Origin of the sequence: Cupriavidus necator N-1, from assembly GCF_000219215.1 — a bacterium.
Classification (GTDB): Bacteria; Pseudomonadota; Gammaproteobacteria; order Burkholderiales; family Burkholderiaceae; genus Cupriavidus; species Cupriavidus necator.
In genome coordinates this window covers 589,295-610,109 of sequence record NC_015726.1, presented here as the reverse complement: position 1 = coordinate 610,109, position 20,815 = coordinate 589,295, and the positions used below count along the sequence as shown (strand labels likewise).

The following is a 20,815-nucleotide window of genomic DNA, read 5'->3' as shown; positions in this document are numbered from 1 at the left end:
CACTTACCAGCGCCCGATCCGCCCCCTATAATGCCAAGGTGCCGGCCGCGTCCTGCGGCGGCAGCCTTCCGGGCCGGCCCTCGGCCCCGGGCCTGCATTGCCCCCTCGCCCTCTGACATGACTTCCCGACAACCCCCGGTGTGGTTGCGCCTCTGGCATCGCTTCGCACCCGCCGAACGCGCCGGCTTTATCGACGGCGCGCGCTACTTTGCCCCGTCCCTGCCCGCGGTCTTCTCCTGGGGCCTGGTGACCGGCGTGGCGATGAGCAAATCCGTGATGACCGTGCCCGAAGCCATCGGCATGTCGCTGCTGGTCTACGCCGGCTCGGCGCAGTTGGCGGTGCTGCCGCTGTTCGCCGCGGGCCTGCCGCTGTGGACCATCTGGCTGACCGCGGCCGTGGTCAACCTGCGCTTCGTGATCTTCAGCGCCGGCATGCAGCCGCACTTCAGCTACATGCCGCTATGGCGGCGCACCATCCTGGGTTCTTTCAACGGCGACCTGCACTTCGTCTACTTCCTGCAGAAATACAGCACGCCCGGCTACGAGCCCGGCAAGGAAGGCTATTTCTGGGGCATGGCGCTGACCAACTTCTGCATGTGGCAGCTGTCGTCGATCATCGGCATCGTGCTGGCCAGCCTGTTCCCAGACAGCTGGGGCCTGGGGCTGGCGGGCACCATGGCGCTGATCCCGGTGATGATCGCCACCATCAACTCGCGCTCGACGCTGCTGGCAGTGGTGGTGTCGGCGGTGCTGGCACTGCTGTGCTTCGACTTGCCGTACCGCCTCAGCCTGGTGGTGGCGGTGGTGGGCGCGATCGCGGCCGGCATGGCCAGCGACGACCTGGCCGCGCGCGCGGCGCTGCGCGGCATCCGCCGGCGCAAGCCCAAGGTCCCCGAGATCACCAACGCCGCCGCGCCGGAAACGCCGCCGGGAGACCGCGCATGAGCCATCTTGAAATCTGGATTGCCATCCTTGGCATGGCGGTCGTCACCATCGTCACGCGCGCGCTGTTCCTGATGGCCGGCGAGCATGTCACCGTGCCGGACCGCATCGCGCGGGCGCTGCGCTATGCGCCGGCCGCGGCGCTGGCGGCAATCATCCTGCCGGACCTGATGACCTGGCAGGGGCATTTCACGGTGGCGTTTTCCAACGACAAGCTGATGGCCGGGATTGCGGCCACGTTGTTCTACCTGCTGACCCGGAAGATGGTGGGGATGATTATGGTGGGGATGGCCGTGTATACGGCGTTGCGCTTGCTGGGGGGGTAAGGGACCCTCACCCCTCGAACGCCGCCGCCGCCCGCTCCAGCCGATCCCGCACCCCGGCCCAATCCTGCCCTACAGGCAGCACCTCGAACATCAGCTGCGTATAGCCCTGCTTGTCGAGCTTGCGCAGCAAGCGGTAAAGCTCACGCGCGTAAGCCGCCGCATCCGCAGGCGCCTGCACCCAGGTGCACCGCTGGTCCACCAGCGGCGCCCGGCCGACCCACACCACGCGTGCATCGTCCGGCAGCGAGGCCAGCTGCGCCGAAGCCGCTTGCGCATCGGCCAGTAGCAGCGGTGTGTGCGGCGCGTAGTGGGCCTTGAGCGTGCCTGAGGCCCGCGGCGCAGCCGCATCAGGCGGCAGCGGGGCCGCGCCCAGTACCTGCGCCATCATCGCCGCGGTAATCGCGCCCGGCCGCAACAGCACCGGACCGATGCCCTGGTCCAGCCGCGACAGGTCGACGATGGTCGATTCGATACCGACCTCCACGCCATCGCCTTCCAGCACATAGACCGCATCGCCGAATTCATCGCGCACATGCTGCGCGGTGGTCGGGCTGACCTGGCCGAACTTGTTGGCCGACGGCGCGGCAATGCCGCCGCGGCCGCGCTTGAAGCGCGCCAGCAGCGCCTGCGCCACGGGGTGAGACGGGCAACGCACGCCGATGCTGTCCTGGCCGCCGGCGACGGCCGAATGGATATGCGCGGCGCGCTTCAGGATCAGCGTCAGCGGGCCGGGCCAGAAGGCGTCGATCAACTGCTGCGCGGCCTCGGGGACCTCGTCGGTCCAGTAGCCGATATCGGCACCGTCCACCACGTGGACAATCACCGGATGGTTCGACGGCCGGCCCTTCAGCGCGAAGATGCGGGCGACCGCCTCGGGGTTCTCGGCGTCCGCACCGAGCCCGTAGACGGTTTCGGTGGGAAAGGCGACCAGTTGCCCGGCCTCGAGCAGGCGGACGGCTTCGTCCAGTTCAGCGGCCGTGGGCATGCGCGGCGACATCGTGTTCCTTGGAGCTATGGCTTCAGAGCGGGATATGCAGCGCCTGCGCGGCGGCGGCAAAGGCGGCGGCAGCCGCTTCGGCATGCTCGCCCACGCAGTTGACGTGGCCCATCTTGCGCGACGGGCGCGCATCGCCCTTGCCGTAAAGGTGCAGCTTGGCACCAGGTTGCGCCACCACCTCGTCCCAGGACGGCGTGCGCTCCAGGCCGAACTCGAACCACACGTCGCCCAGCAGGTTCAGCATCTTGCCGGCCGAGTGCTGGCGCGTGCTGCCCAGCGGCAGCCGCGCCATGGCGCGCACCTGCTGTTCGAACTGGCTGGTCTCGCACGCATCCATGGTGATATGGCCGGAGTTGTGCGGGCGCGGCGCCATCTCGTTGGCGACCAGCGAGCCGTCGGTCAGCACGAAGAACTCGATGCACAGCACGCCGACGTAGCCCATTTCCGTGGCGATGGCAGCGGCTGCGGCACGCGCGCGGTCGGCGATCTCAGGCGACACGCTGGTCGACGGCATTTCCGTCGAGAACAGGATGCCGTCGCGGTGCACGTTCTCGGCCAGCGGCCAGGTGGCAGTGGAGCCGTTCGCGGCACGCGCGGCCAGCACCGAGACCTCATAGGCCAGCGGCAGCATCTGCTCCAGCACGCACGGCACGTGCTGCATGGCGTTCCAGGCGGCGCGCACGTCGTCGCGCGTCTTCACGCGCGCCTGGCCCTTGCCGTCATAGCCCATGCGCGCGGTCTTGAGGATGCCGGGCAGCACGTGGTCGGGCAGCTGGTCGACATCGGCATCGTGCTGGATTACCCAGTGCGGGGCCGGCGACACGCCGGTGCGCTCGGCGCACGCGGCAAAGAACTTCTTCTCGCCGATGCGGTTCTGCGCAATCGACACGCAGTAGCCGCGCGGCGCGACAAAGGCGCCGAGTTGCTCGAGCCGGTCCAGCGACAGCGACGGCACGTTCTCGAACTCGGTGCTTACCGCCTGGCACAGCTTGCCCATCTCGGCGAGCGCGGCCTCGTCGGTGTATTGCGCACAGATATGCTTGTCCGCCACCGAGCCGGCCGGGCTGTCCTGGTCCGGATCGAGCACGCATACGCGATAGCCCATCGCCTGCGCCGCATGCGTGAACATGCGGCCGAGCTGGCCGCCGCCCAGCATGCCGAGCCACGCGCCGGGCAGGATGGGCGCGTCGGGACGGTCGACGCCGAACTCGGCGCGCGATTCCGGCGTGTGGGCTTCGGAGAGGTAGGGATGGATATCGGTAGGCATTGCTAGGTTCCGTGGGATGTCCGGATGATTACAGCGGCAGCGTCATCGCGCGCGCGGCTTCGGTCTGCTTCGCGCGGAACGCTTCCAGCGCGCCGGCCAGCGCCTCGTCGGTGGTGGCCAGCGTGGCGATCGCGTGCAGCGCGGCGTTGGCGGCGCCGGCCTCGCCGATGGCGAAGGTGGCCACCGGCACGCCCTTGGGCATCTGCACGATCGACAGCAGCGAATCCTCGCCGCGCAGGTACTTGGACGGCACCGGCACGCCGAACACCGGCACGATGGTCTTGGCGGCGATCATGCCGGGCAGGTGCGCGGCCCCGCCGGCACCGGCGATGATGGCGCGGATGCCGCGGCTGCGTGCGCGCTCGGCATAGCGGAACATGTCGTCCGCCATGCGGTGCGCGGACACCACCTGGGCTTCGAACGGCACGCCGAAATCCTTCAGCATGGCCACTGCGTGCTGCATCACGTCCCAGTCGGAACTGCTGCCCATCACCACGCCGACCAGCGGCTTGTCTTGCTTGCTCACTTTGTCTGTTCCTTCGTTGGCCGTTCCCGCACGCGCGGGAACGGCGCCCTGCATTACTGCAGTTCTTCGCCCGTCAGGCGCGTCAGCGCTTCACGGTACTTGGCGGCGGTCTTTTCGATCACGTCGTCCGGCAGTTGCGGCGCCGGCGCGGTCTTGGGCCAGGGCTTGCCGTCGATGCGCACGGCTTCCAGCCAGTCGCGCACGAACTGCTTGTCGAACGACGGCGGGTTGGTGCCCACCTGGTACGAATCGGCCGGCCAGAAGCGCGACGAATCGGCGGTCAGCACTTCGTCCATCAGCGTCAGCACGCCATTGTCGTCCAGGCCGAACTCGAACTTGGTATCGGCGATGATGATGCCGCGCGTGGCGGCAAACTCGGCCGCTTCCTTGTACAGGCGGATCGAGATCTCGCGCATCTGGCGCGCCAGCGCGATGCCGATGCGGGCCTCGACTTCGCCGAACGAGATGTTCTCGTCGTGCTCGCCCATCTCGGCCTTGGCGGCCGGGGTGAAGATCGGCTCGGGCAGCTTCTGCGCGTTCTGCAGGCCGGCGGGCAGTTCGATCCCGCACACCTTGCCGGTGGCCTGGTAGTCCTTCCAGCCGCTGCCGGCGAGGTAGCCGCGCACCACGGCTTCGACCAGGATCGGCTTCAGGCGCTTGACCACCACGGCGCGGCCCTTGACCTGCTCCACTTCCTCCGGCGCGACCACGGTTTCGGGCGCGATGCCGGTCTCGTGGTTCGGCACGATGTGCGCGAGCTTGCGGAACCAGAAGTTCGCCATCTGGTTCAGCACGCGGCCCTTGTCAGGGATCGGCTCGCCCATGATGACGTCGAACGCCGACAGGCGGTCGGTGGTGACGATCAGCAGCTTGTCGTTGCCGACGGCATAGTTGTCGCGCACTTTGCCGTGGCCCAGCAGCGGCAGCGAATTGATGGAGGACTGGTAGAGAGCGTTGGACATGATGGTTCCGATAAAACGGCGAAGCCGCCGGGCGCTGGATGCATGCCGCGGCGGCCGGAACTGCAATCCGCCTTCCCCTTGCGCGGAAGGCGGACTAGGGACATTTACTGCACGACCTGCGACAGCTTGCCCGCCTTGTACTGCTGCGCGATGTCGGTCAGGCCGATCGGCTTGATCTTGCCGGCCTGGCCTTCGCAGCCAAAGGCGATGTAGCGCGCCTTGCACACCTGCTTGGCGGCTTCGCGGGCCGGCTTCAGGTATTCGCGCGGGTCGAACTTGCTCGGGTTCTCGGCGAAGAAGCGGCGGATCGCGCCGGTCATGGCCAGGCGGATGTCAGTGTCGATGTTGATCTTGCGCACACCGTACTTGATCGCTTCCTGGATTTCCTCGACCGGCACGCCGTAGGTTTCCTTCATGTCGCCGCCGAACTTGCGGATCTCTTCCAGCAGTTCCTGCGGAACCGACGACGAGCCGTGCATCACCAGGTGGGTGTTGGGGATGCGGGCGTGGATTTCCTTGATGCGGCTGATCGCCAGGATGTCGCCGGTGGGCTTGCGCGTGAACTTGTAGGCGCCGTGCGAGGTGCCGATGGCGATGGCCAGGGCGTCCAGCTGGGTGGCCTTGACGAAGTCGGCGGCCTGCTCCGGATCGGTCAGCAGCATGGAGTGGTCCAGCACGCCGACGGCGCCGATGCCGTCTTCTTCGCCGGCTTCACCGGTTTCCAGCGAGCCCAGGCAGCCCAGTTCGCCTTCCACGGTCACGCCGACGGCGTGGGCCAGCTGCACCACCTTGCGGGTGACGTCAATGTTGTAGTCGTACTCGGCCGGGGTCTTGCCGTCTTCGCGCAGCGAGCCGTCCATCATCACCGACGAGAAGCCCAGGTCGATCGCGCCCTGGCAGATTGCCGGCGACTGGCCGTGGTCCTGGTGCATCACGACCGGGATATGGGGATAAGCCTCGACCGCGGCTTCGATCAGGTGGCGCAGGAAATGCTCACCGGCGTATTTGCGCGCGCCGGCCGAGGCTTGCATGATCACCGGGGCGTTGACCTCGTCGGCAGCCTGCATGATGGCCTGCACTTGCTCGAGGTTGTTGACGTTGAAGGCCGGCAGGCCGTAGCTGTTCTCGGCCGCGTGGTCCAGCAGCTGGCGCATCGATACGAGTGGCATGTCTAACTCCTAATAAAAAATGGGGTGTCTTCCGCGTATTCTTCTAGTCGGCGCTTACGCAGTGCATCGACTTACGTAGCGCATCGCCCGTGCCTGCCGGCGCCGTCAGCCTTGCGCATTCCGCGCTGGCGCTCCGTCCGGCAAGGCACGCATTGCCTCATCTCACCTTCAGCTGCCCACCCTGACGATCTTCAAGGTGTTGGTGCCGCCCGGCTGGCCCATCGGCTCGCCAATGGTCAGCACGATGAAATCGCCGCGCTGCACCACGCCCTGCGCCAGCAGCAGTTCTTCTGCCTGCTCCAGCGCGGTGTCGCGGTCGGCGCTGGACTGCAGCGGCAGCGGCACCACGTTGCGGTACAGCTGCATCTTGCGCTGCGAGGCCAGGTTGGGCGTCATCGCATAGATCGGCACATGGATGCGGTGACGGCTCATCCACAAGGCGGTGGCGCCGGAATCGGTCAGCGCGGCAATCGCCTTCACCTGCAAATGATAGGCCGTGAACAGCGCACCCATCGCCACCGACTGGTCGATGCGCGAAAAGGTCTGGTTCAGGAAATCGGTGTCGAGCTGCACCACCTCGGACTTCTCGGCTTCGACGCAGACCGCGGCCATGGCCTCGACCGTCTCCACGGGGTAGCGGCCGGCGGCGGTCTCGGCCGAGAGCATCACCGCGTCGGTGCCGTCCAGCACGGCGTTGGCCACGTCCGAGACCTCGGCGCGCGTGGGCACCGGGTTGACGATCATGCTCTCCATCATCTGGGTGGCAGTGATGGTCAGCTTGTTGGCCTCGCGCGCCAGCTTGATCATGCGCTTCTGCAGCGCCGGCACGGCGGCATTGCCCACTTCCACGGCCAGGTCGCCGCGCGCCACCATGATGCCGTCGGACGCCTGCAGGATTTCTTCCAGCACGCCCGGACGGATCGCCTCGGCGCGTTCGATCTTGGCGATCATGCGGGCCTTGTGGCCGTGCGGCTGGCCGGCCACGGCGGTCAGCTGGCGGGCCATTTCCATGTCGGTGGCGTTCTTGGGGAAGCTGACGGCGACGTAGTCGGCGCCCAGGGCCATGGCGGTCTTGATATCGTCCATGTCCTTGGCGGTCAGCGCCGGCGCCGACAGCCCGCCGCCCTGGCGGTTGATACCCTTGTTGTTGGACAGCTCGCCGCCCACGCGCACGGTGGTGAAGATCTCGCTGCCGAACACGCGGTCCACCACCAGCACGATCAGGCCGTCGTTGAGCAGCAGCAGGTCGCCCGGGCCGACGTCGCGCGGCAGGTCCTGGTAGTCCAGGCCGGCGCGCTGCTCGTTGCCGAGCTGGCAGTTCGAATCCAGGATGAACGGATCGCCCGGCTTGAGTGTGATCTTGCCGTGCTCGAACTTGCCGACGCGGATCTTGGGGCCCTGCAGGTCGGCCATGATGGCGACCTCGCGCCCGCATGCCTGCGCGGCTTCGCGCACCAGGCGGGCGCGGTCGAGATGGTCCTGGGCGGTACCGTGCGAAAAATTCAGCCGCACCACGTCGACCCCCGCCGCGATCATGCGGGTCAGGATTTCCAGCGAGCTGGAGGCGGGGCCGATGGTGGCGACGATCTTGGTGGAACGAGTCATGCGCGGATTTCCTGGTTCAGGGCCCCGGCAACACCGCCGGGCCCGGCGGATGCGTCAGCCTGCGGCGCGCTGCTCCAGCACTTCGAATGCGGGCAGCTTCTTGCCTTCCAGGAACTCCAGGAACGCGCCGCCGCCCGTGGAGATATAGCCCACTCGGTCGGCGATGCCGTACTTGGCAATGGCCGCCAGCGTGTCGCCACCGCCGGCGATCGAGAACGCCTTCGATTCAGCGATGGCCTGGGCCAGCACCTTGGTGCCGTTGCCGAACTGGTCGAATTCGAACACGCCCACCGGGCCGTTCCAGACAATGGTGCCGGCGGCCTTGAGCTGCTCGGCCAGCATCGCGGCGGTCTTGGGGCCGATGTCCAGGATCATGTCGTCGTCGGCCACGTCCTTGACGTCCTTGACGGTGGCCGCGGCGGTGGCGCTGAATTCCTTGGCGCACACCACGTCGACCGGGATCGGCACCGAGGCGCCGCGGGCGGCCATGATGTCGATGATGGTCTTGGCGTCGCCGACCAGGTCGGCTTCAGCCAGCGACTTGCCGATCTTCAGGCCGGCTGCCAGCATGAAGGTATTGGCAATGCCGCCGCCGACGACCAGGTTGTCGACCTTGTCGGCCAGCGACTTCAGGATGGTCAGCTTGGTCGAGACCTTGGAGCCGGCCACGATTGCCACCAGCGGACGCGCCGGCTGGCCCAGCGCCTTGCCCAGCGCGTCGATCTCGGCGGCCAGCAGCGGGCCGGCGCAGGCGATCGGGGCGTACTTGGCGATGCCATGCGTGGTGGCTTCGGCGCGGTGGGCGGTGCCGAAGGCATCGTTCACGTAGACGTCACACAGCTTGGCCATCTTCTGGGCCAGTTCGTCGCTGTTCTTCTTTTCGCCCTTGTTCACGCGGCAGTTTTCCAGCAGCACCACCTGGCCCGGCGCCACCTCGACGCCGTCGACCCAGTTCTGCACCAGCTTGACCGGCTTACCCAGCAGCTCGGACAGGCGCGTGGCGATCGGCGCCAGCGAGTCTTCGGGCTTGAACTCGCCCTCGGTCGGGCGGCCCAGGTGGGAGGTGACCATCACCGCGGCGCCGCCAGCCAGGCAGGCCTCGATGGCCGGCACCGAGGCGCGGATGCGGGTGTCCTCGGTGATGTTGCCGGCGTCGTCCTGCGGCACGTTCAGGTCGGCGCGGATAAACACCCGCTTGCCGGAGATTTTGCCTTGGGAAATCAGGTCGGAAAGACGCAGGACAGAGGTCATGGCGATGGATGGCGCGAGATTTCGCTGGAATTCGGGGAAACGGGCATTTTACCTGATCGTGGTCAACGCTTTGCCGATTCCGGACCGTTACGCACTTGTGATATGGCCCTTGCATCACATTCAGTGCAACCCCACAGGGAGCTGGTGACATACTTCCCCACGAAAGAAGGGTCAGCTCCATGCCCCTCTTGACCCCCGAGTGCGGTAATGTATGCAACGTCTGCTACAACAGACACGCAAAAAGCGCCAGAGCCGGTCTTGAAACGGCCATGACAACAGGCGGCCAAAATAACAAGCAGCCAAAAAGAATGCAGCCGGTGTGCGATCAGACGCACCGCCGGCGCCGCGCATTTCCTTGTCGCGAATGCAGGGGGTGAGTCAGATGAAAGAAGCCGACATGCACGGAGCGATCCGTGGCTTGTACGAGGGCATTCTCGATCCCGGTGCCTGGCAGCAGAGCCTGCGCACCCTGACGGAACTGGCGGGCACGGCACATGCCTCGATGATGGTCTGGGACACCGTCCGCGACCAGGTCACCGTCAATGAGATCGTCAATCCGGTGGTGGAACTGTTTTCCGAGTACGAATCGGACTACCAGGCCATCGATCCGGCCAAGCAGTTCGCGCCGCGCCTGCGGCCGGGCGACTGGTATATCGACGCGCGCGAACTGGGCGAAGGCACCATGGCCCGCCATCCGTTCTACCGCGACTTCTTCCACCGCTATGACCTGCGCTCCTACGTGGCCTGCCTGGTCGAGCGCCAGCCCCACTACGAAGTCTATTTCTCGATGCAGCGCGCGCGCACGCAGCCGCTGTTCTCGCCCGACGACACCCGCGGCATGGACTGGATCATCCCGCATATGCGCAGCGCCATGGCCATGCGCGACCGCACCCTGGGGCTGACGGTGCTGGCGCGGCTGTCGACGCAGCTGGTGGAACGGCTCAATTTTGCGCTGCTGGTGTTCTCGCCGCAGCGCCACGTGCTGCTCAGCAACCGCGCCGGCGAGCGCTGGGCGCGGCGCCTGGACCCGGCCGGCAAGGTGTCGGACTGGACCCTGTCGCGCCCGTTCGCCGACATGGTGCAGGCCGCCTGCGACCCGCAACGCGCGGTCGCGGCGCAGGCCGCCCGCGCCACCGACGGCAGCGGCGCCGGCGCGCAGGTGATCGTGCTGCCGCTGCCGCCCTCGCACGCCTTTGCCGCGCAATGGCAGGAACCGGCGGCGCTGGTGATCGTGCATGAGCAGGACAGCGCGCCGCTGTTGCTGGCGCCGGTGCTGCGCGACCTGTACGGACTCACCCCGGCGGAGACCCGGCTGACCAACCAGCTGGCCACCGGCCAGGGCCTGCCAGAAGCCAGCCAGCAGCTGAACATCCGCCACGAAACCGCGCGCACCCAGCTCAAGGCCGTGTTCCACAAGACCGGCTGCAACAGCCAGGCCCAGCTGACGCATCTGCTCTCGCGCCTCGGCGCAGCGCTGGACGAGGCCTGAACACCACCGCGCCCGGCATCGGGCCAGCGCCGCGCCTGCGGCCCGCCCGTTGCCCCGCGAAGAAAGTGCTAAAAATACAAGAAGTAAAAAGAAGGGAAGCCATGAGCGATACACAGATGCACGACACCATTCGCGCGCTGTACGAGGGGATCTTCGATGCCGACGCCTGGCAGCGCAGCCTGGGCGCGCTGTGCCAGGCCAGCGGCAGCACGCATGCCCATCTGCTGGTGCTCGACACGGTCAACGAGCGCGTGCTGGTGAACCAGGAGGTCAACCCCATGCCGGAGGCGGTGGCCGCCTACAGCGAACAGTACGTGGCCATCGACCCGGCCCTGCCGTTCGCCAGGCGCATGTCGGTGGGCAACTGGTATATCGATTCACGCGAGCTGGGCGTGCCGGCGATGCGCAGGTCGCCCTTCTATGGCGAGTTCCTGCGGGAATTCGAGCAGTCGTCGGTGATGGCCTGCCTGATCGAGCGCCAGCCGCACTACGACGTGTTCCTGTCGCTGCAGCGCCCGCATGGCCACGACCACTATTCGCCCGAAGACGCGCGCGCGCTCGACTGGGCCATCCCGCACGTGCGCCAAGCGATGGCGCTGCGCGACCGCACCCACCAGGTGTCGGCACTGGCGCATGCGTCGGCGCAGCTGATGGAGCGGCTGCCGTTCGGCGTGATCGTGTTCCGCGATGACGGCAAGCCGCTGCTGGCCAACAGCATCGGCGAGGCCTGGGTGCGCCGGCTGCTGCCGGCGGCGTCGATCGAAACCAGCGCCGTGGCGTCGCCTGCCGCGGCCGTGCGCGAGGAAGCCGACTGGCAGCTGTCGCGCCCATTTGCCGAAGCGCTGCGGGCGGCATGCAACCCCGCCAACCCGCAGCCGGCACAGGCGCTGCGCGCCGCCGACAGCGCCGGCCGCCAGGCCCAGGTCGTCCTGCTGCCGCTGCCACCCGCGCACCATCTGGCGATGGACTGGCAGCGCCCCAGCGTGCTGGTGGCGATCCACGAGCCCGGCACCGCGCCGATGACACTGCCGGCGGTTCTGCGCGACCTCTACGGCCTCACGCCGGCCGAGACCCGGCTGGCCTTGCAGCTGTCATCGGGCATCGGCCTGCCCGAGGCGTGCGAGCTGATCGGCATCCGGCGCGAGACTGGGCGCACGCAGTTGAAGGCTATTTTTACCAAGACGGCTACGGGGACGCAGGCGCAGTTGGCGCATTTGTTGACTCGGTTGGGGGTAAGAGCTTAGGGGCGGGGCTTGGGGGGCGCTTGCCGCTTCTCGTGGATGCAGGCTCTGCGATAGCCAACCATCCCCCAACCACCCTCAATCCACCGACGCCCCCACAGTCTTAACCACCCCCGCCCACTTCTGCCGATCCCCCTTCACCGTCGCCTTGAACTGATCCACAGTCTCGACCCGCGGCGTGTTGCCCGCATCGATCAGCTTCTGCCGGATCGCCGGCGTTTCCAGCGCCACCTTCACCGCATCGTTGACCTTGCGCGCGATCTTCGGATCCAGCCCCTTCGGCCCGAAGAAGCCGAACCAGATGGTGCTGTTGAAGCCGGGCAGGCCGCTCTCGGCAATGGTCGGCACGTCGGGAATCACTTGCACCCGCTGCCTGGTGGTCACGCCCAGCAGGCGCACCTTGCCGGCGCGGTACTGCGGCAGCACGCTCTGCACTTGGTTGAAGATGCAGCAGACCTCTCCCTTCACCACCGCCTGTAGCGCGTCCGGGCCGCCCTTGTAGGGCACGTGGACCATGTCCAGGCCGGCGCGCGCATTGAACTCGGCAAAGGCCAGGTGCGTGCCGGTGCCGTTGCCGGTGGACGCGAAGTTGTACTTGCCCGGGTTGGCCTTGACCTTCTCGATAAACTCCTTGACCGACTTCACGTCGATCACCGCCGGGTTGACGGTCAGCACGTTGGAGACCTCGACCAGCGGCGCGATCGGGGTGAAATCGGCCTCGGCGTCGAACGGCAGGCTCTTGTACAGCGCCGGGTTGATGCCGTGCGTGGCGGCGGTGCCCAGCAGCAGCGTGTAGCCATCCGGCCTGGCATGCGCCACTGCTTCGGAGGCGACGTTGCCGCCGGCGCCCGGCCGGTAGTCGTAGATGATGGTGGTCTTCAGCGACTTCTGCAGCGATTCCTGCAGCGTGCGGCCGACGATGTCGACGCCGGAGCCGGCGGTGAAGCCCATCAGGATCGTCACCGGCTGCGTCGGCCACTCCCCTTGCGCGCGGGCGGGCATGCTGACCGTGCTGATGGCAGCGGCGGCGCACAGCACGGCCAGGCCGGTCGCGGGACGGAAGGACAAGCGCGGAAGCAGGCGGGACGAAGTAGGCATGGGGGCACCGTCGGTAAGTTTAATGACCGGGATCTGAGCCCCGGGCCAGCGCCACACGATAGCAAGGTTCCTGCCAAAACCAAACGACCGAGTTGGTTTGAAGGTATGCCGTGCGGGCATATGGTGCTGCCCGGTGCCGCTCAGCGCCGCAGCAGGCCCACCAGTTCATCCACGTCCGGCAGCGGCGCGCCGGTTCCCGCGGTGCTGTCGTCGTCGGCCTCCAGCAGCCCGTCGGCCAGCGCGCGCTTGTCGCGGTGCAGGTCGACGATGCGCTCTTCGATGGTGCCCGCATTGATCAGTCGGTACACCGTCACGGGGCGCTGCTGGCCGATGCGGTGCGCGCGGCCCATGGCCTGGTCTTCGGCGGCGGGGTTCCACCAGGGGTCGGCAATGATCACGTAGTCGGCCGCGGTCAGGTTCAGGCCGAAGCCGCCGGCCTTCAGGCTGATCAGGAAGACATCGCCCTCGCCCGCCTGGAAGGCGGCCACGCGGCGAGTGCGCTCGGCCGCGGGGGTGGCGCCGTCCAGGTACTGCAGCGCCAGCCCGGCCCGCTCCAGCCCCTGGCGCAGCAGCTGCAGGAAATCGACAAACTGGCTGAACACCAGGGTCTTGTGGCCGCTCGCGGCAAGCTCGCTGGCCAGCTCGACAAAGGCGCGCACCTTGGCGCCTTCGGACAGCTGGCCGCTGAGTTCCGGCGTGACCAGGCGCGGATCGCACGCGGCGCGCCGCAGCCGCATCAGCTGCGCCAGCACGTGGATGCGCGCCTGCGCCTGGTGCTGGGCCTGCGCCAGGGCGCGCGCACGGGCCCCGGCAGGCGCGCCTTTGGTGGCCTTGCGTGCCGCTTCCAAGCGCGCCAGCGCGGCCTCGGCCTCGGTCTGGGCCTGGCGGCGCAGGGCCTCGTAGTGCGCGGCTTCGACCGGCTCGGGCTCGACCCGGATCACCAGCTCCGTGCGCGGCGGCAGTTCGTCCAGCACCTGCGCCTTGGTCCGGCGCAGCACGAACGGCGCGATCATGCGGCGCAGCCGCTGGCGCGCCTCACGCACGCCGCCGCGCTCGATCGGGTTGGCAAAGTGTTCGTTGAAGCGGGCCAGCGAGCCCAGCAAGCCCGGATTGCAGAACCGCATCACCGACCAGAGTTCCGCCAGCCGGTTCTCCACCGGCGTGCCGGTCAGCGCCATGCGGAAGCCCGACGGCAGCGCGAACATCGCCTGCGCCCGCCGCGTGACCGCGTTCTTGAAGGCCTGCGCCTCGTCCGCGACCACGGTATGCCATTCGCGCGCGCAGAACGCCTTGCTGGCCTGCTGCAGCAGCGTGTACGAGACGATCACCAGGTCATGCGGCCCGGCCTGCGCCAGCAGCGTCTCACGATCGCCCTCGGCATAGACATGGACGTTGAGCGTGGGCGCAAAGCGCCGCGCCTCGGCCGCCCAGTTGCCGCACACCGAGGTCGGCGCGATCACCAGCGCGCCGCCGCCGCCGGCGCGCGCCACCAGCACCGCCAGCGCCTGCAGGGTCTTGCCCAAGCCCATGTCGTCGGCCAAGCAGGCGCCCAGGCCCGAGGCCGCCAGCGTCATGGCCCAGCGGTAGCCGGCCTCCTGGTAGGGCCGCAGCTCAGCCGCCAGCGTGGCAGGCAGCGCGATGTCAGCCTCGCGCGCGGCGCGCAGCCGGGCGATGCGCTGGCGGAAATGCGCGTCGGGATCGACGCCCGCGCCGGCCAGCACGTCGTCCAGCCACGGCGTGGCCATCTGCGGGACGCGAATGCCGTCGGGCACATGCTCACCGACGCCGGCCAGGTCGCGCAGCCGGCCGCGCAGCGCGCGCGTCAGCGCCACGTAGACGCCCTGCCCCATCGGCACGAAGCGCCCGGCGTGGCTGCCGGTCCAGTCGATCAGCTTGCCCAGCTCCAGCACCAGCCCCTCGGCCACGCGCAGTTCGCCGGCCAGCCGGTACCACGCGCCGCGGCTCTCGATCTGCACCCCCAGCTGCGGCAGGTCGGCCGGCAGCACGCGGATCTCCTTGCCGCGCGGCCATTCCACGGCCTGCACGGCGGGCAGGCCGGGCAGTGCCTCGACCACGGCGAGCGCGTCCTCCGGATCGTCCAGTGTCCAGGTGTAATCGCCGCCCGGCGGCGACAGCGCCACCAACTGCGGCAATGCCGCGAAGACCTCGGCCACGCTGGCCAGCTCGGCATCCAGGTCGCGCTGCGTGGCCAGGGTCTCGCCGCGCACGGCGGCCATCAGGCGCTCGCGCCCGGCGCCAGGCGCCAGCCGCGGCCCGAGCGGCCCCAGCGGCGTCACCACCAGCCGCAGCGAAATGCCGCGGGCCACCGGCGCCACCTCGGCGCGCAGCCGTGTCTCGGCCTCCACCGCGCGTGTGCCGACGGCCTGGTCGGCATGGACCTGGAAGTGGCCGGCCAGCGCGCGCAGGGTCTGGTCGAGCTGCGCCTGGCCGTCCTCCGGGATCGCCAGACCGTCGCCGAGCAGCCGCGCGGCATCGAACTGGGCGGGCGTGTAGCGGATCACCCGCAGCCGGTGCGGGCCATCGCGCACCACCGTGAGCTGGCGCAGCGCCTCGGCCTCCTGGCGTGCGGCGGCGGGCAGCAAGGCTTCCATCGCCGGCGCCTCGCGCACCGGCGGGAAGATGCGCAGCACATAACGGCCGGCGCTGTGGACCGCTTCCAGCGCGGGGGCGTCCTCGACCACCTCCAGCGTCTGCGATGGCGCATGCGCCAGCACCACGCCCGGGTGGCCCACCAACGCCATCACCGCGGCGGCGCGGTCCAGCACGCAGCGCCGGTTATGCGACTGGTCGCGGCGGATGGTGCGCGCCACGCGGGCATCCCACGGCTCGAGCCGGTCGTCCTCGGCGACCCGGGCCAGTGGCACCGGCTTCGGCTTGCCCCAGCCGCGCGCGCCGCGCACCTGCTCGAGCGGCTCGATCGTGCCCGGCACACCGTCGGCGTCCAGCGTCAGCGCCCACAGCAGGCGCCGGGCCTCGGCGCCGGCGGCGGGTTCGGCGCCGGCCAGTGCACGCAGTGCTGCCAGCGCCTGCTGCCAGTCCGGGCCCGGCGCGGGGCTGGCGCCGTCCTCGCCGGGTTCAGGCAGGTCGTCATGGCCGGGATGTGTGGTCAAAGGCACGGCGGTTCTGGGATAGGGAAACGTGCAACAACGGGGGAATAGCAGGAAATGACGTCCGAAATTCGGCAAACGCCCGGAAAAGAGGATTCTAGACCGCCGCAACGCCTGCATCGCGTTGTGACCCATGCCCCCGCGGCTTACAATGTCGTTTTTGCTAATTTGACGGCGCTGGGAGAAAAGACATGTCGATGGCTGATCGCGACGGCAAGATTTGGATGGACGGCAAGCTGATCGAATGGCGCGACGCCAAGATCCATGTGCTGACGCATACGCTGCACTACGGCATGGGCGTGTTCGAAGGCGTGCGCGCCTACAAGACGCCCGAAGGCACCGCCATCTTCCGCCTGCACGAGCACACCCGGCGCCTGTTCAACTCGGCCAAGATCTTCCAGATGGTCATGCCTTTCGACGAGGCCACGCTGGAAGCGGCGCAGCGCGAAGTGGTGCGCGCCAACAAGCTGGAATCCTGCTACATCCGCCCGATCGTGTGGGTCGGCGACGAGAAACTGGGCGTCTCGGCCAAGGGCAACACCATCCACGTGGCGATCGCGGCCTGGCCGTGGGGCGCCTACCTGGGCGAGGAAGGCATGGAGCGCGGCATCCGCGTGAAGACCTCGTCGTTCACGCGCCACCACGTCAACGTGTCGCTGGTGCGCGCCAAGGCCAGCGGCTACTACATCAACTCGATCCTGGCCAACCAGGAAGCCACCGGCCTGGGCTACGACGAAGCGCTGCTGCTGGATACCGAAGGCTATGTCAGCGAAGGCTCGGGCGAGAACGTCTTCATCGTGCGCAACGGCGTGATCTACACGCCGGACCTGGCCTCCTGCCTGGACGGCATCACCCGCGACGCCACCCTGGCCATCGCCCGCGACCTGGGCATCGAGGTGCGTGAAAAGCGCATCACCCGCGACGAGATGTACTGCGCCGACGAAGCCTTCTTCACCGGCACCGCCGCCGAAGTCACGCCGATCCGCGAACTGGACGACCGCGTCATCGGCGAAGGCCGCCGCGGCCCGGTGACCAAGCAGATCCAGGACACGTTCTTTGCCGCCGTGGGTGGCACCAACGAAAAGTACAAGAAGTGGCTGACGCTGGTCTGAGCACTGGCTGCCAGCCCCTTCTGCGCGCGCCCGGTACTGCCGGGCGCGGCACACCCGCTGTTTTCATCGAACAATAAGCATCACTCCCTGCAACACCATGACGCAAACCGCCACCATCATCGAAATCGGCGCTGAAGACATTCCGCTGCACTGCCCGACCGCCAGCACCCCGGCATGGAACTACCATCCGCGCGTGTTCCTCGACGTGGCAGACACCGGCGAAGCCAAGTGCCCCTACTGCGGCACCGTCTACAAGCTCAAGCCGGGCACCGTGCTGAAGGGCCACCACTGACCCGAGCCGCCCGCATTCGCACGATCCTGACGCTCCGGGCCGCTTGCAGGCGCCCCGGAGCGTCGGCGTTCCCGGCGTCCGCGCCGGCGTGCCGGCTCCAAGCGCCCCGCCCATGAAGAAAGCCCTCGTCATCGCCCCCAACTGGATCGGCGACGCCCTGATGGCGCAGCCGCTCTTTGCGCTGCTCAAGGCGCGCCATCCGCGCCTGGTCATCGACGCACTCGCGCCCAAGTGGGTCGCGCCCGTGCTCGCGCGCATGCCGGAGATCGGCCGCGTGTTCCCGTCCGACCTCGCGCACGGCAAGCTGCAGCTGTCGGCACGGCTGATGTTCGCGCAGCAGCTCAAGAACGAAGGCTACGACCTCGCCTACGTGCTGCCGAACTCGCTCAAGTCGGCACTGGTCCCCTGGCTGGCCGGCATCCCGCTGCGCATCGGCTACCGCGGCGAAGCCCGCTTCGGCCTGCTCAACGTGCGCCACGCCAACCCGCCGCGCGACAAGCGCCCGCCGATGGTGGAGCACTACGCCCGCCTGGCGCTCAGGCCCGGCGCGCGCCTGCCCGAAGACCTGCCAGAGCCGCGTCTGCGCGTCGACCCGACGCGCATGGCGGCCACCGCCGAGCGCTTTGGCATCGCCCCGCACACGCGCGTGATCGCGTTCTGCCCGGGTGCCGAGTTCGGCCCGGCCAAGCGCTGGCCGGCCGGACATTTCGCCAGGCTCGCGCAGATGCTCCGGCGTTCCTACCCGTATGCGCAGATGATCACGCTGGGCTCGGCCAAGGACGCCGAGATCGCCGCCGAGATCGTCAGCGAGGCCCCGTTCGTGCGCAACCTGTGCGGCCAGACCTCGCTGGATGACGCCGTGGACCTGCTGGCGCTGTCCGAAGCCGCGGTCTGCAACGACTCCGGCCTGATGCACGTCACCGCGGCGCTGAACCGGCCCCAGGTGGCGGTGTTTGGCTCGAGCGACCCGCGCCACACGCCGCCCCTGTCACAGGCAGCGAGTATCATGTGGCTGCAGCTGGAGTGCAGTCCCTGCTTCAAGCGCGAGTGCCCGCTGGGCCACCTGCGCTGCCTGAAAGAGATCGAACCTGAAATGGTGTTCGTCGAGCTGCGCAAGCTGCTGCACCGGCCCTGATTTCACCGCCCTCGCCACTTCTACTGCCACCATGCCTCGCTTTGCCCGCCTGTTCGATTCCGCCGAAGACATCGTCGAAGCCTTTCGCGAAGCACTGAAGCTGCGCGACGCCGACGGCGCGCTGCGCCTGTGGCTAGACGAAGACTCGATCACCTGCGTGCTGCCCGACGGCCAGCGCCTGATCGGCCACGAACAGCTGCGCCAGGCCTTCCTGCAGTTGCTGGAAGAACAACCGGTGCTGGTCGATGCGATCGAGACCAGCAGTCATGCGTCGATGGCCGTGGCGATCTTCGACGTGACCGAGGCACTGCGCTTCGGCGGCGACCGCGTCGAGGCCGACCTGTACGTGCACACCACCTATGTGCTGATGCAGAACCACGAAGGCTGGCGCCTGGCACATATCCACTGCAGCCCGGCCAACGCGGTGCAGGTTGCCGCCGTGGCCGCCGCGCCGGGGCAGGCGCTGCACTGAACCCCGCATGGCCGCGCCGCGGCCTGCTGCAACACCACGCCGGCATGACGCAGCTTCCGCACCACCGCCTTCCCCAGGTCGTCAACGCCGCCCAGGCTGATCCCGCCACGGCACCCGGCCATGGCTACGGCGAAGGCGTGCCGATGCCCTGGTGGCTGCGCGGCGGCCATGCCCAGACCATCATCCCCGCGCGCTTCACGCGCCGCCCGCCGCGCGTGAGCTTCCGCCGCGAACGCTGGGACACCCCCGACCAGGACTTCATCGACCTCGACTGGACCACCCACCCGGTGCGCCCGGACACGCCGCTGGTGGTGATGTTCCACGGCCTGGAGGGCGATTCCGGCAGCCATTACGCGCAGGCGCTGATGCATGCGCTGTCCCTGCGCGGCTGGCAGGGCGTGGTCCCGCATTTCCGCGGCTGCTCGGGCGAGCTCAACCTGGCCCCGCGCTTCTACCATTCGGGCGATTCGGCCGAGATCCGCTGGGTGCTGGAGCGCATGCGCCAGCGCCATTGCGCCAACGGGCGCAAGCTGCTGGTGGTGGGGATCTCGCTGGGCGGCAACGCGCTGCTGCGCTTCCTGGGCGAAGACGGCGCCGGCGCCGGCCACGTGCATGCGGCCGCGGCGATCTCCGCGCCGCTGGACCTGGCTGCCGGCGGCGCGGCGCTGTCGGCCGGCTTCAACCTGGTCTACACGCGCATGTTCCTGCAGACGCTCAAGCGCAAGTCGCTGGCCAAGCTGGGGCAGTTCCCGGGGCTGTTCGACCGCGACACGATGCTGGCCAGCCGCGACCTGTACGCCTTCGACAACGTCGTCACCGCGCCGCTGCATGGCTTTGTCGATACCGACGACTACTGGCGCCGCGCCGCCAGCAAACCCGTGCTGCGCGACATCGCCGTGCCCACGCTGGTGCTCAATGCGCGCAACGATCCCTTCCTGCCGGCCCGGCACCTGCCCGGCCCGGCCGACGCCAGCCCCCAGGTATGGCTGGAACAGCCCGAGCACGGTGGCCATGTCGGCTTCATGACCCCGCCCGAGGGCTGGCGCCGGCACCTGCCGCTGCTGCCCGACGGGCGCTTCAGCGGAGATATCGAATGGCTGCCGGCACGGATCCTGGGATTTTTTGACCGCATGATGTAGGGCGGGTGCAGCGGCACGATAAGCCACCGCCCCCCCCGAGGAGACAGACATGGACGAGATCGTCAGGCAAGCCATGGCACGCTGGCCCAACGTGCCCAATGCCTACGGCTGGCTGGCACTGGACCGCCGCGGGCAGTGGCGCCTGCGCAATGAATACGCCCAGCAGCACGGGCTGTCGGGCGACCCCATCCGCCATGAAGCGCTGATCGGCTTTATCGAACGCAACTACCTGTGCGACGAGCGCGGCGCCTGGTACTTCCAGAACGGTCCGCAACGGGTGTTCGTATCGCTGGGCTATGCGCCGTGGGTCGTGCGGCTGCATGAAGGCGCGTTGCGCACCACCACGCAGCAGCCCTTCACGCTGCAGGCCTGCTTCGCCGACGAGCACGGCAATGTGGTGCTGGCCGGCACGGTCGAAGGCATGGCGCAAGGCAGCCTGCCGGCACAGCAGGGCGCCCTGCTGCACGACCACGACCTGGAACTGTTCAGCGGCGCCAGCACCTGGCATGGCGAAGCCTGCGGCACGGACCTGGGCGTATTCCATCACGATGGCCGCGACATCCCGATCGAGCCGATTGCCGAGAGCGAGGTGCCCAAGCGCTTTGGCTTCGTGCGCCAGCCGGCGGCCTGACGAAACCGCCCCCTTGACATCCTTATATGAACA

The 20,815-nt window shown here is 68.4% G+C and carries 19 protein-coding genes; 10 read left to right on the top strand and 9 right to left on the bottom strand.

Going from position 1 to position 20,815, the window contains the following annotated elements:
* The first annotated feature begins 117 nt into the window (after positions 1–117).
* A complete protein-coding gene (locus CNE_RS02960; protein ID WP_013955654.1) occupies positions 118–945 on the top strand; it encodes an AzlC family ABC transporter permease in 828 nt (275 codons plus the stop codon).
* Positions 942–1,268 carry an AzlD domain-containing protein gene (locus tag CNE_RS02955; protein WP_013955653.1) on the top strand — a complete coding sequence of 109 codons (327 nt, stop codon included), beginning with the start codon at positions 942–944 and terminating at the stop codon, positions 1,266–1,268. Before CNE_RS02960 ends, CNE_RS02955 begins: the two co-directional genes overlap by 4 nt.
* 7 nt (positions 1,269–1,275) lie before the next feature.
* On the opposite strand, the gene CNE_RS02950 is transcribed toward CNE_RS02955, so the two are convergent.
* The 7 genes from CNE_RS02950 to CNE_RS02920 all read right to left on the bottom strand — a co-directional run bounded on the left by CNE_RS02950 (position 1,276) and on the right by CNE_RS02920 (position 9,045).
* On the bottom strand, positions 1,276–2,265 hold the full coding sequence (locus CNE_RS02950) for an L-threonylcarbamoyladenylate synthase (protein ID WP_013955652.1): 990 nt from the start codon (positions 2,263–2,265) through the stop codon (positions 1,276–1,278).
* Positions 2,266–2,287: 22 nt separating this feature from the next.
* Positions 2,288–3,532 (bottom strand): 5-(carboxyamino)imidazole ribonucleotide synthase, encoded by a 1,245-nt coding sequence (locus tag CNE_RS02945; protein WP_013955651.1) that lies wholly within the window; start codon positions 3,530–3,532, stop codon positions 2,288–2,290.
* A 28-nt stretch (positions 3,533–3,560) separates the two neighbouring features.
* Complete coding sequence (gene purE, locus CNE_RS02940) at positions 3,561–4,058, bottom strand: 5-(carboxyamino)imidazole ribonucleotide mutase (RefSeq protein WP_013955650.1); 498 nt, start codon at positions 4,056–4,058, stop codon at positions 3,561–3,563.
* 53 nt (positions 4,059–4,111) lie between these two features.
* Entirely contained in the window at positions 4,112–5,020 is a 909-nt protein-coding gene (locus CNE_RS02935) for a phosphoribosylaminoimidazolesuccinocarboxamide synthase (RefSeq protein WP_013955649.1), read from the bottom strand.
* A gap of 104 nt (positions 5,021–5,124) precedes the next feature.
* Positions 5,125–6,189, bottom strand: a complete 1,065-nt coding sequence (gene fba / locus CNE_RS02930) for a class II fructose-bisphosphate aldolase (RefSeq protein WP_013955648.1) — start codon at positions 6,187–6,189, stop codon at positions 5,125–5,127.
* Positions 6,190–6,357: 168 nt separating this feature from the next.
* Positions 6,358–7,794 (bottom strand): pyruvate kinase, encoded by a 1,437-nt coding sequence (gene pyk / locus CNE_RS02925; protein WP_013955647.1) that lies wholly within the window; start codon positions 7,792–7,794, stop codon positions 6,358–6,360.
* Between the two features lie 54 nt (positions 7,795–7,848).
* Entirely contained in the window at positions 7,849–9,045 is a 1,197-nt protein-coding gene (locus CNE_RS02920; protein ID WP_013955645.1) for a phosphoglycerate kinase, read from the bottom strand.
* 382 nt (positions 9,046–9,427) lie between these two features.
* Between CNE_RS02920 and CNE_RS02915 the strand changes: the two genes are divergently transcribed.
* The gene (locus tag CNE_RS02915) at positions 9,428–10,534 is read left to right on the top strand and encodes a helix-turn-helix transcriptional regulator (protein ID WP_013955644.1); all 1,107 of its coding nucleotides are present in this window, start codon (positions 9,428–9,430) and stop codon (positions 10,532–10,534) included.
* 101 nt (positions 10,535–10,635) lie between these two features.
* A complete protein-coding gene (locus CNE_RS02910) occupies positions 10,636–11,778 on the top strand; it encodes a helix-turn-helix transcriptional regulator (protein ID WP_013955643.1) in 1,143 nt (380 codons plus the stop codon).
* Between the two features lie 75 nt (positions 11,779–11,853).
* On the opposite strand, the gene CNE_RS02905 is transcribed toward CNE_RS02910, so the two are convergent.
* Positions 11,854–12,873, bottom strand: coding sequence for a Bug family tripartite tricarboxylate transporter substrate binding protein (locus CNE_RS02905; protein WP_013955642.1), 1,020 nt, complete (start codon positions 12,871–12,873; stop codon positions 11,854–11,856).
* Positions 12,874–13,013: 140 nt separating this feature from the next.
* A complete protein-coding gene (locus tag CNE_RS02900) occupies positions 13,014–16,010 on the bottom strand; it encodes a DEAD/DEAH box helicase (RefSeq protein WP_041227755.1) in 2,997 nt (998 codons plus the stop codon).
* Between the two features lie 182 nt (positions 16,011–16,192).
* On the opposite strand from CNE_RS02900, the gene CNE_RS02895 reads away from it, so the two are divergent.
* The 6 genes from CNE_RS02895 to CNE_RS02870 all read left to right on the top strand — a co-directional run bounded on the left by CNE_RS02895 (position 16,193) and on the right by CNE_RS02870 (position 20,782).
* A complete protein-coding gene (locus tag CNE_RS02895; RefSeq protein WP_013955640.1) occupies positions 16,193–17,113 on the top strand; it encodes a branched-chain amino acid transaminase in 921 nt (306 codons plus the stop codon).
* A gap of 97 nt (positions 17,114–17,210) precedes the next feature.
* A complete protein-coding gene (locus tag CNE_RS02890) occupies positions 17,211–17,405 on the top strand; it encodes a zinc-finger domain-containing protein (RefSeq protein ID WP_013955639.1) in 195 nt (64 codons plus the stop codon).
* A 112-nt stretch (positions 17,406–17,517) separates the two neighbouring features.
* Positions 17,518–18,540: a lipopolysaccharide heptosyltransferase II gene (waaF, locus tag CNE_RS02885; RefSeq protein WP_013955638.1), complete on the top strand. Its 1,023-nt coding sequence runs from the start codon at positions 17,518–17,520 to the stop codon at positions 18,538–18,540.
* Positions 18,541–18,571: 31 nt separating this feature from the next.
* Entirely contained in the window at positions 18,572–19,012 is a 441-nt protein-coding gene (locus CNE_RS02880) for a YybH family protein (protein WP_013955637.1), read from the top strand.
* Positions 19,013–19,056: 44 nt separating this feature from the next.
* Entirely contained in the window at positions 19,057–20,151 is a 1,095-nt protein-coding gene (locus CNE_RS02875) for a YheT family hydrolase (RefSeq protein WP_013955636.1), read from the top strand.
* A 49-nt stretch (positions 20,152–20,200) separates the two neighbouring features.
* On the top strand, positions 20,201–20,782 hold the full coding sequence (locus tag CNE_RS02870; protein ID WP_013955635.1) for a DUF2946 family protein: 582 nt from the start codon (positions 20,201–20,203) through the stop codon (positions 20,780–20,782).
* The last annotated feature ends 33 nt before the right edge of the window (positions 20,783–20,815 follow it).